Annotated in this window: 11 protein-coding genes; 7 read left to right on the top strand and 4 right to left on the bottom strand. The window is 58.4% G+C overall.

What is annotated here, in order from left to right:
* Positions 1 to 201 (top strand): hypothetical protein (locus Q1B15_RS06340; RefSeq protein WP_299751769.1); only part of this gene is annotated, 201 nt, incomplete at its 5' end.
* Between the two features lie 210 nt (positions 202 to 411).
* On the opposite strand, the gene Q1B15_RS06335 is transcribed toward Q1B15_RS06340, so the two are convergent.
* The gene (locus Q1B15_RS06335) at positions 412 to 822 is read right to left on the bottom strand and encodes a type II toxin-antitoxin system VapC family toxin (protein ID WP_299751766.1); all 411 of its coding nucleotides are present in this window, start codon (positions 820 to 822) and stop codon (positions 412 to 414) included.
* Positions 819 to 1,061: a type II toxin-antitoxin system PrlF family antitoxin gene (locus Q1B15_RS06330; RefSeq protein WP_299751763.1), complete on the bottom strand. Its 243-nt coding sequence runs from the start codon at positions 1,059 to 1,061 to the stop codon at positions 819 to 821. The genes Q1B15_RS06335 and Q1B15_RS06330 overlap by 4 nt, the downstream gene beginning before the upstream one ends.
* Positions 1,062 to 1,556: 495 nt before the next feature.
* Here Q1B15_RS06330 and Q1B15_RS06325 point away from each other — a divergent pair, with 495 nt between their 5' ends.
* The 3 genes from Q1B15_RS06325 (at position 1,557) to Q1B15_RS06315 (ending at position 4,513) form a co-directional block, all read left to right on the top strand.
* On the top strand, positions 1,557 to 2,210 hold the full coding sequence (locus tag Q1B15_RS06325) for a protein-L-isoaspartate O-methyltransferase (protein ID WP_299751760.1): 654 nt from the start codon (positions 1,557 to 1,559) through the stop codon (positions 2,208 to 2,210).
* A 24-nt stretch (positions 2,211 to 2,234) separates the two neighbouring features.
* Positions 2,235 to 3,596, top strand: a complete 1,362-nt coding sequence (locus Q1B15_RS06320; protein WP_299751757.1) for a TolC family outer membrane protein — start codon at positions 2,235 to 2,237, stop codon at positions 3,594 to 3,596.
* A 65-nt stretch (positions 3,597 to 3,661) separates the two neighbouring features.
* On the top strand, positions 3,662 to 4,513 hold the full coding sequence (locus Q1B15_RS06315) for a hypothetical protein (RefSeq protein ID WP_299751754.1): 852 nt from the start codon (positions 3,662 to 3,664) through the stop codon (positions 4,511 to 4,513).
* Positions 4,514 to 5,106: 593 nt separating this feature from the next.
* On the opposite strand, the gene Q1B15_RS06310 is transcribed toward Q1B15_RS06315, so the two are convergent.
* Together Q1B15_RS06310 and Q1B15_RS06305 are read right to left on the bottom strand one after the other, a co-directional pair.
* Complete coding sequence (locus Q1B15_RS06310) at positions 5,107 to 6,393, bottom strand: homoserine dehydrogenase (protein ID WP_299751751.1); 1,287 nt, start codon at positions 6,391 to 6,393, stop codon at positions 5,107 to 5,109.
* An 81-nt stretch (positions 6,394 to 6,474) separates the two neighbouring features.
* Positions 6,475 to 6,762: a hypothetical protein gene (locus tag Q1B15_RS06305; RefSeq protein ID WP_299751748.1), complete on the bottom strand. Its 288-nt coding sequence runs from the start codon at positions 6,760 to 6,762 to the stop codon at positions 6,475 to 6,477.
* An 88-nt stretch (positions 6,763 to 6,850) separates the two neighbouring features.
* Here Q1B15_RS06305 and Q1B15_RS06300 point away from each other — a divergent pair, with 88 nt between their 5' ends.
* The 3 genes from Q1B15_RS06300 (at position 6,851) to Q1B15_RS06290 (ending at position 9,490) form a co-directional block, all read left to right on the top strand.
* Positions 6,851 to 7,438 carry a TetR/AcrR family transcriptional regulator gene (locus tag Q1B15_RS06300; RefSeq protein WP_299751745.1) on the top strand — a complete coding sequence of 196 codons (588 nt, stop codon included), beginning with the start codon at positions 6,851 to 6,853 and terminating at the stop codon, positions 7,436 to 7,438.
* Positions 7,435 to 7,938, top strand: a complete 504-nt coding sequence (locus Q1B15_RS06295; RefSeq protein ID WP_299751742.1) for a hypothetical protein — start codon at positions 7,435 to 7,437, stop codon at positions 7,936 to 7,938. Before Q1B15_RS06300 ends, Q1B15_RS06295 begins: the two co-directional genes overlap by 4 nt.
* Before the next feature lie 115 nt (positions 7,939 to 8,053).
* Positions 8,054 to 9,490, top strand: coding sequence for a Glu/Leu/Phe/Val dehydrogenase (locus tag Q1B15_RS06290; RefSeq protein WP_299751739.1), 1,437 nt, complete (start codon positions 8,054 to 8,056; stop codon positions 9,488 to 9,490).
* Positions 9,491 to 9,618: the final 128 nt, after the last annotated feature.

Raw genomic sequence — 9,618 nt, 5'->3', positions numbered from 1 at the left:
CGGGAGGGATTAAGGGTGCTATTGTTTATTATCACAAAGACAAAGTTCCTGGTCGGCGCGCTGAAGATCTTTAAACGACGCAACCCCAACCGACTGACTGAGCTTGATCGCCAAATGCACGCACTGCGCGGCTATCGAAAGCGTGCCGAAGGCCATCGGCGACGGGCGTTCAAGACGTGGCCGTTGGTGTCAGAAGACTAAAATGCGAAACGAACTCAATCTCGTCTTCTGGCTGTACTGTGAATGAGGAAAGATCGTTAGTATTTTGAATTTAAGTATTTATATCTATTTTTAAATTCCCGGACAGTGGATCAAATGCCTGATAACGCATACCATCATCCCCAAAAGTGGGGTCCGGTTTTGGGATAATATAAACTCAGGTCTGCTTGGGCTATTTCGAGTAACAACGGTTTACTGCGACTGTTTTTGCCCAACCAACTCGACATCATCGACAAGAGCGGCTTTCTTGTCGAAGGTGGCAAGGTGATGCGACCCTGAACGCCTTGAGGCCTGCCGGATCATGAGATCAGAGAACCCGAATTCTTTGACGTCGTAAAGTTGCAGGATTGAGCCAATGCAGTCCGCCTCCTCAACGACAAGTTCCGATGCACAAAGCAGCCCTTCCAGAACACCCGAAATCTCAGACCTGGAAAATTTGTAGCTGCGCTCCAATACCCAAACCAGTTCGACAAGGACTTCCCGACAGACAAACCCCGGGTTGGTTTCCGTCAGTTCCGAGATCAAGTCTGTTGCGGCCCGCGCCTGCCCAGGCTCATCCTGCGTCAGAAAGCGCACCAGAACATTTGTATCCAGCGCAATCATTCTGATGCGTTCGTCGCCCCTTCAGCGATCGCCTCTTCCATTGCGCCCAGAGACACCGGCGCTTGATCGGAACGCTTCAGAACGCCTTTCAGGCCGCGCACTGGCCGCGCCCTGAGGATCCGCACTTCGCCATCAAGAAGAAGATAGCGCAGTTTATCGCCAGGCTCGATGCACAAAGCAGCCCGCACGTCCTTGGGGAGTGTCGTCTGACCCTTTGCGGTTACCGTTGACTCCTGCATGCCGAGACACCTCCCTTGAAACTGTCGAACATCAATAATCGATATTGCATTACATTTTGAAATTAGCAAGGAGAAATCAGTTCTTCCTTACAAATGCACGACAACACGAAAGATCATCCCCAAAAGTGGGGACCGGTTTTGGGATCAGATGATCGATCACATACGCGCGCAGATAAGGGTCGAGCTTCATCAAAATTTTGCGCGATCCTCTAATTCGAAAAGACCGATTATGCGACGTGGCGACCCCCGAGGGCCAAGCGTGCCAAATAAAATCTGAGAAAACTTAAGGTCAGATCGACGCGCAAATATTTGTTTTACAATGGTTTTTTGCGGAGTGACACTCGACTGCGCCCCCCCTCCGCCAACGCGCCAAAGCGACGCGCTCTCAGTCGACGCCTGATTGCGACGCAAGCGCGCAAACACGCTTGCGCGCTTGCGGCAATCCCTGTGTTATGGTTCAAGCAAAGAACTGTTTTGAACGAAAGAGTTTGGTTGATGAGCGATTTTGCCCGCCGCCGCACAATTATGGTCGACACACAGGTTCGCCCCTCTGATGTCACCAAGTTTCCGATCATCGAGGCGATGCTGACCGTGCCGCGCGAAATCTTCGTGCCAAGGGCGCTGCAAGAGGCCGCCTATGCAGGCGAAAACCTCGAGATTGCACCGGGGCGGACGCTTTTGGATCCGCGGACGTTGGCCAAAATCCTTGAAGCTGTGAACATTCAATCCGATGATCTGGTTCTCGATGTGGCCTGTGGGTTTGGCTATTCGTCTGCCGTTGCAGCACATATGGCAGAAGCGGTCATTGCGCTGGACGACAATTCCGACCTCTGCGCCGAAGCCGAAAGCGCGCTTTCGACGGTGGGTATCGACAATGTGGCTGTGGTGGAAGGCCCGCTTGGAGACGGTGCGGCCCAGCATGGCCCTTACGATGTCATCTTGATCCAGGGCGGTGTTGAGGTCGTCCCAAAACCATTGATAGACCAACTCAAAGACGGTGGCCGCATCGCGGCGATCTTCGAAGACGGGCGGCTTGGCACGGTGCGTGTTGGACTGAAGACAGGCGGCGCCGTCACGTGGCGCTACGCGTTCAACGGCGATGCGCCCTTGTTGGCGGGATTTTTGAGGAGCGCTGAATTTGCTCTGTAACGTATTTCTTTGAAAGGGAAGACCTTGAACCTTCGCTCCCTGAACACGCTCGCAGCACTGGCCGTTGGCGCAATGATTTCAACGACTGCACAGGCGGAAACGCTGTCGGACGCTCTGGTGTCGACCTATCGCAATTCCGGCCTTATTGATCAAAACCGCGCCGTTTTACGCGCGGCAGACGAAGATGTGGCTCAGGCGATTGCTGAGCTGCGTCCGGTGCTTAAGTACCTTGCCTCGGTTGAATACGCCGATACGTCACAAAGTGCCGGGTCTAGCGCGAAGCTTGGCCTGTCCGCTGATATGCTGCTGTATGATTTTGGCCGCTCGCAGCTTTCTATCGATATCGCCAAAGAAACTGTGCTGGCCACGCGTGCCGCTCTGATCGACGCCGAAAATACCGCACTGTTCAATGCCGTGAACGCGTTTCAGGCGGTGCGGCGGTCGGTGGTTTTTGTTGAGTTGCGCGAAAACAACGTCCGCCTTTTGATCGAGCAATTGCGCGCCACGCGCGACCGGTTTGAAGTGGGTGAGGTCACGCGCACCGATGTATCGCTGTCAGAGGCAAGTCTTGCCGCAGCGCGCAGTTCGCTGGCGGCCGAACGGGGTGGTCTGGCCCGCGCCAAGGAGCAGTATCGCACGATTGTTGGCGACTATCCGGGCACCCTGGCACCCGCGCCGGGTATGCCGTCGATTCCGGCGACCGAAGGCGAAGCGCGCGCCATCGCGCGACAGGAAAATCCGATTGCGAAACAAGTGCAGCATCAGGTCAAAGCGGCCGAACTTGGCGTCCAAATCGCGTCGCGCGCCATGCGTCCGTCGCTGAATGCCAATGGACGGCTTTCGGTGAATGATGACGGGGACGAAAGTGCGAGCATCGGTTTGGAGTTGTCGGGGCGGATTTATCAGGGGGGCGCAATTTCTTCGCAGCTGCGTCAGGCGCAGGCGCGCCGCGATGAGGCCCGCTCGCAGCTTTACACCGCCGGTCTTCAGGTCGACCAACAGGTCGGTAACGCCTACGCAAATCTGGCGGTCGCGATTGCCAGCATTGACGCCTCAAGACAGCAGGTGAGCGCGGCCGAGTTGGCCTTGCGTGGCACCCGTGAAGAGCTGCAACTTGGTGCACGCACCACGCTGGATGTGCTTGATCAGGAACAAGAGGTGCTGGATGCGCGCACAAACCTTGTGTCCGCTGAAGTCGATCGCATCGTTGCCGCCTATCAGGTGCTCGATTCTATCGGGCTTATGACGGCCGAAAATCTGCGCCTGAACGTGCCGATTTACGACCCCGCTGCCTATTACAACGCGGTCAGTAATGCGCCGCGCGGGCAGGTAAGCAAGCAGGGACAGGCGCTTGATCGCGTGCTGCGCTCGATCGGGAAACAATAGCGCCGAACGGTTGTGTGCGTCCGGTCCGGTCGCTACGATGTCAGGGGGCAAAAGAGTCGGTCAGAATGTCAAAAGCAGGCGCAGGTCAGAACGTGGAAGACATGCTGTCGTCAGTGCGACGGCTGGTTTCTGACGAACTTCCGCGGATGCCACGGGCCGAGGTTCCACAAGGTCCCGCAGCGCTTGTTCTAACCGAGGCGCAGCGCATCGAAGCCCCGCTGATTGGGCACAACTCGCGCCGAAAATCTCTGGAAGACCGGATTGCCGAACTTGAGGCGGCGGTCGCCGACAGCTCGGACGACTGGGAGCCCGATGGCAGTGAAGATTTGGAACAACACCGTCCCGATCACATTGTGTTCAAGGCAAGCCGTGCCGTCACGCGCCCCCCAAGCACGCCGCTTCAATTGACGGAAGTCTCGAAAAGTGTGGGACCCGCCGCAGTTTTGCCGCCCGCCCCGGAAGAAACGTCAGAGCCCGCGCCGGACCCTGCGCCGACGCGCGAGCGCTTTGTGTCTGTCGTCGCAGCCCCCCCCGACGTGCTTGGCGAAGAAACTGAGGCCGACCTTCAAGATCAGGTCGAAACAGCGCTGACCGAGGCGGTGACATCGGCCATCGTTGACATGGCGCAAGACGCCCTTACGGGCGACGATGCGTTTGGACAGACGCTGGCCGAGGCGGTTGGAGCCGAAAATGACGGTGTGAGCGACGTCGCGCCACAGGCCGAAAGTGTGGACGATGCACCTCCGAGGGCGAGGGCGGCCCGTGCATCTTTTGACGGCGCCGACATTCGCCCGCTGATCTCAAGCCTTATCCGCGAAGAACTTCAGGGCGATCTGGGCGAGCGCATCACCCGCAATGTGCGCAAACTTGTGCGGCAGGAAATTCAGCGTGCGCTTGCCGTACGCGAAGTCGAGTAAGCACTCCCTTTGCACGCCCCACCCAGCTGCTGCTTGGGGAAGCAGCCTTAGGCAAGCTCACGAAAAAAAGGAACTTACAGTCTTGCGTTGCCGGGGCGCTTTTGCGCCCGACATCTCGCTTTATGGTGTCAGTGTCGATCTGGGGGATGGGTATCCTGGCGCAAACGGTCAATGGTGCGCGTTACTCCTCGGATGCCCGGCGGTCGGCGTTTGCCGTCGACAACATCTTTATACTGTGCGGCGTGGCGCTTGGACGTGCGGTCCGGCGGGGCGGCCACGTGTTCAGGTGCTTTGACAGGTACCGCAATTTTGCATCTGGCGCTGGACGTCCCGCTTCACACACAGCGCGCGTCAAAACCTCTGACCGCGCCCCAATTGGGTGTTTGAAAGTCCTTTAGGCTATTGCGACAACGCCGCCTATGCGGGCGTTATCAGCCATGTGGCCCTTCGTCTTTTTGGGGCGGCGGTCGTGGTGACCTGGACGCGCACGAAAGTTTTATGGGGGTGCATCTGACCGCAGTTGTGGTCGTGATGGACCTGGCACGCTCAGGCGTCTGGCGTCTTATTTTCTGACGTCCTGGCCCGGGTTTTGGTCAGACTTCCTCGATACGGATCGCCACAGGGGCGCCTGCCAAGACGCCAGTGCCGTCCATCGCCGACAGGGCCTCGTCCAGGGCCGAACGTGTCGTTTTGTGGGTGACAATCAGCACCGGCGCTGTGGTGTCTTGATGCCCGTACTGGCGCATGCGATCGATCGAAATCCCCGCATCCCCCAGGACCGTCGCAATCTTTGCCAATGCGCCGGGCTTATCCACCAGCGCAAACCGCAAATAGAACGCGGCGGGGGCGCTCGAAACAGCGGATCGCGCCGCAACCAATTCGCCAGCAGGCCGCCCGAAGGTCGACACGCGCGTACCGCGCGCAAGGTCCAGCACATCGCTTAAAACAGCGCTTGCCGTTGGGCCTTCGCCCGCGCCGGCACCGCGCAGAACAATCTGCCCAACGCTGTCGCCTTCCAGCACGATCATATTGGTCGCATTCTCAAGTTGCCCAAGCGGCGAGGTCGCGGGCACCAGACAAGGGGACATGCGTGTTTCCAGACCGCGCCCGGTCATCTGGGCCACACCAAGAAGCTTGATCCGGTAGCCCATGTCGGCGGCCTGTTCGATGTCTTCGATGCTGATCCGCTCGATGCCTTCTATGGCCATCGCGCCAAAATCAACCTGCGTGCCGTATGCAATCGACGCCAAAAGCGCGAGTTTATGACCGGCATCAATGCCGCCGACGTCCAGGGTCGGATCAGCCTCAAGATACCCTAAGGCCTCGACTTCGCCAAAGACCGTCTGATAGTCCAGCCCCGCATCCTGCATCCGCGTCAGGATATAATTGCAGGTGCCATTCATCACGCCCATGACGCGGGTGATCTCGTTGCCTGCAAGGCCTTCGCTCAAGGCTTTGATCACCGGGATGCCGCCCGCAACGGCCGCCTCAAACCGCAGACAGGCGCCTTTTGCTTCTGCGGCCTCGGCCAATGCCTGACCATGCACGGCCATCATCGCTTTGTTCGCGGTCACAACGTCTTTGCCTGCGGCAATCGCGGCTTCGGTCGCGGCCTTTGCGGGGCCATCTTCGCCGCCCATAAGTTCTACGAAAACATCGACATCATCGCGCACGGCCAAGGCGACCGGATCGTCTTCCCAGCCGTAACCGGACAGATCGACACCACGATCCCGCGTTTTGCTGCGCGCAGACACGGCCGAAATCGTCACCATGCGACCTGTGCGCGAGGCCAACAGGTCCGCGTGGGTCTGGACGATCTTTACGACGCCTGCGCCGACTGTTCCCAGACCGGCAATTCCAAGGCGAAGAGGCTTAGTCATGGCATGCGGCTCCTTATTCAACCGGGCGGTGTTACCGCGTCGCGCGGGCCGGGGCAACGCCCGGCGCAGTGCATATGTGGATTACTGCGACAGCAGGGTCCGGAGGCGATCGAAACTGTCCTGATCCGTCAGCGGTGTGCTCAAAATAGCCGCGCGCAACCGAAGTTGCGCGGCGCGGGTTTCGAGGCTCTGAAAGGCTGCACTTTCGTCCCAGGCACTGCCGGGCGGTCCGCCGAGGTCGCCCAATGGCTGAAGCTTTGGCCAGTCGCCCGACGTCACATTGCCGCCCGGATCCACGACATCTGGCCAGTCGCCACATCCAGCCAGGGCAAGGCCGCAAAGTATGACAAGAAATCCCGGAGATTGCATGGCGCCAATGTGACCTCAGCGCCGCGCAACCGCAAGGGGTGCGCAATCACCAATTGAAATGAACGCTTGTTCATATACAAGCACCGGTATGGCTCGAAAAGCAGGCTCCCACGCCGATATTACCGGCCCCGCCATCCGTGACGCCGCCCTTCGGTTGTTCGCGCGGTCCGGGTATGCGGCCGTATCGATGCGCCAGATCGCGGCCGAGGTCGGGGTCGGGGCCGGGGCGCTGTACCTTTATACACCCGACAAACAAACGCTGCTTTTTGATCTGATGCACGATCATATGACCGCGCTTCTGGCCGCGTGGGATGCGACCGTCCCCGTCAAAGGCGTGGCGTTGCGCCTTGAGCAGTTCGTCGCGTTCCATATCGACTTCCACATTGATCGCCCCGACGCGGTGTTTCTTGCCTACATGGAACTGCGAAACCTCACGCCCAAGAACTTCGCCGCCATCGAAACGCTCCGGCGCGCTTACGAGGATCGTCTTGAAGTGGTGCTGGCCGAGGGGCAAGACACCGGAGCCTTCGCGATCGAGGACACCCGCGTTACGACAATGGCGCTGATTGCCATGTTGGCGGGCATTCACGTGTGGTATCGCGACGGCGGCCGCCTGTCGCGGACCCGAATTCAGACGCTTTACAGAGACCTTGTACGAAGGACCGTCTCGCCATGACACAAAACGATAAACCCGAGGAAATCTTATCTGTTCTGCCCCCGACTGCCGGGCGTCGATGGATGGGTATCCTTGTTTTTTTCGCGCTTGGCGTCGTTTTTTTGTGGCTTGGCATCGCCAATTCGCCATCCTTCGGTTGGCGCATCGTTTTTATTGTCGGGGGGGCCGTTTCGCTTTGGGGCTCTGATGTAATGCGGCGATCCACGGATGATGAGATTGTGCTTACCCGCGAGGTTTTGCGCACCAGGTCGGGACGTATTCTTACGCGTGTCGATAACGTTGATAAGGTCGATCGCGGGGCGTTTGCGTTCAAACCGTCGCAGGGGTTTCTTGTGCGTCTTAAAACTCCGACCGAGGCCGGTTGGGCGCCCGGCCTTTGGTGGGCACGCGGCACATTCGTCGGCATCGGCGGTGTTGTGTCGGGCGGGCAGGCCAAGGCGATGGCCGAGATATTGACCGCGCTTAGCCTGAATTTGATGCCGTCTTACGACGACGACTAAAACATCCTGCCCATTTCTTGGGCAGGGTTTGTCTGGCAATCCCCGAGACTTTCGATAGGCTTCCCCCAACAGGCGACAAAAGACCGCAATATATCTGCGATAGGGAGGGACAAATATGTCCTCACAAGCCAGCAACGAACCGACTTTCCGCGAAAGTGTCGATCTCATGTTCAACCGCGCTGCGGCGTTATTGGACCTGCCGCCCGGCCTTGAAGAGAAAATCCGCGTCTGCAACTCGACGTATACCGTGCGCTTTGGGGTTAAATTGCGCGGCAAGATCCACACCTTTACCGGTTACCGCTCTGTCCATTCCGAGCACATGGAGCCCGTCAAAGGTGGTATCCGCTTCTCGCTTGGGGTCAATCAGGACGAGGTTGAAGCGCTGGCCGCGCTTATGACTTACAAATGTGCGCTGGTGGAAACGCCGTTCGGTGGGTCCAAAGGCGGGCTTTGCATCGATCCGCGTGCCTATGAAGAAGACGAGATGGAACGTATTACCCGCCGTTTCGCCTATGAGTTGATCAAACGCGATCTGATCCATCCATCGCAGAACGTACCGGCCCCGGATATGGGCACGGGCGAGCGCGAGATGGCATGGATGGCCGACCAATATGCGCGGATGAACACGACGGATATCAACTCCAAGGCCTGTGTGACCGGCAAACCACCGCATGCGGGCGGCATTCAGGGTCGGGTCGAGGCCACGGGGCGCGGCGTGCAATATGCGCTTCAGGAGTTCTTCCGCCACCCAGACGACATGGCCAAGGCCGGTCTCAGCGGATCGCTCGATGGCAAACGCGTTATCGTTCAGGGCCTTGGCAACGTGGGCTACCACGCGGCTAAATTCCTATCCGAAGAAGACGGCTGTAAAGTTGTCGGTATCATCGAGCGTGATGGCGCGCTGGTGGACGAGAGCGGGTTGGATGTTGAAGCTATCAGTCACTGGATTCGCTCCCACGGCGGCGTCAAAGGCTTTGCCGACGGCACTTACGTTGAAAACGGATCCGTGGTTCTTGAAAACGAATGCGAAATCCTGATCCCGGCAGCGTTGGAGGGCGTGATCAATCTGTCGAATGCCGACCGCGTCAAGGCGCAGTTGATTATCGAGGCTGCAAACGGTCCTGTTACGGCCGGAGCGGATGAGATTCTGCGCAAGAAGGGCTGCGTGATTATTCCAGACATGTACGCCAACGCGGGCGGTGTGACGGTGTCCTACTTTGAGTGGGTCAAGAATCTCAGCCATATCCGCTTTGGCCGCATGCAGCGTCGTCAGGAGGAATCGCGCCACCAGCTTTTGGTCAACGAGTTGGAGCGTCTGTCGAAAGACGCGGGCGTTGGCTGGCAATTGTCCAAAGGCTTCAAGGATAAATACCTGCGTGGTGCGGGCGAGTTGGAGCTTGTCCGCTCGGGTCTCGAGGACACCATGCGAGCCGCCTATCAGGCGATGCGCGAGACCTGGCACGACCACCCCGAGATCACCGATCTGCGCACTTCGGCCTATGTGGTATCCATCGGTCGCATTGAGGCGAGCTATCGCGCCAAGGGTCTCTGACCCCCAAAAACACGGTAATCGCCAAAGATGTCCGGCGATTACCCGCCCTATAGGCAACAATCCTCAAATTTACATAAAATTATCGCCAAATGGAGCGGAGGAATCGCAATACGGTTCCTCAATTCCGC

Source organism: uncultured Boseongicola sp., assembly GCF_937988555.1.
In the GTDB taxonomy this organism is placed as follows: domain Bacteria; phylum Pseudomonadota; class Alphaproteobacteria; order Rhodobacterales; family Rhodobacteraceae; genus Boseongicola.
Note: the sequence above shows the minus strand (reverse complement) of the source record. Positions and strands in the feature narration are given on the sequence as shown.

Coding starts and splice junctions, on each gene's coding strand:
- Q1B15_RS06295 (WP_299751742.1), top strand. CDS start 7,435: ATGACACAAAACGATAAACCCGAGGAAATCTTATCTGTTCTGCCCCCG.
- Q1B15_RS06305 (WP_299751748.1), bottom strand. CDS start 6,762: ATGCAATCTCCGGGATTTCTTGTCATACTTTGCGGCCTTGCCCTGGCT.
- Q1B15_RS06325 (WP_299751760.1), top strand. CDS start 1,557: ATGAGCGATTTTGCCCGCCGCCGCACAATTATGGTCGACACACAGGTT.
- Q1B15_RS06310 (WP_299751751.1), bottom strand. CDS start 6,393: ATGACTAAGCCTCTTCGCCTTGGAATTGCCGGTCTGGGAACAGTCGGC.
- Q1B15_RS06330 (WP_299751763.1), bottom strand. CDS start 1,061: ATGCAGGAGTCAACGGTAACCGCAAAGGGTCAGACGACACTCCCCAAG.
- Q1B15_RS06335 (WP_299751766.1), bottom strand. CDS start 822: ATGATTGCGCTGGATACAAATGTTCTGGTGCGCTTTCTGACGCAGGAT.
- Q1B15_RS06315 (WP_299751754.1), top strand. CDS start 3,662: ATGTCAAAAGCAGGCGCAGGTCAGAACGTGGAAGACATGCTGTCGTCA.
- Q1B15_RS06290 (WP_299751739.1), top strand. CDS start 8,054: ATGTCCTCACAAGCCAGCAACGAACCGACTTTCCGCGAAAGTGTCGAT.
- Q1B15_RS06300 (WP_299751745.1), top strand. CDS start 6,851: ATGGCTCGAAAAGCAGGCTCCCACGCCGATATTACCGGCCCCGCCATC.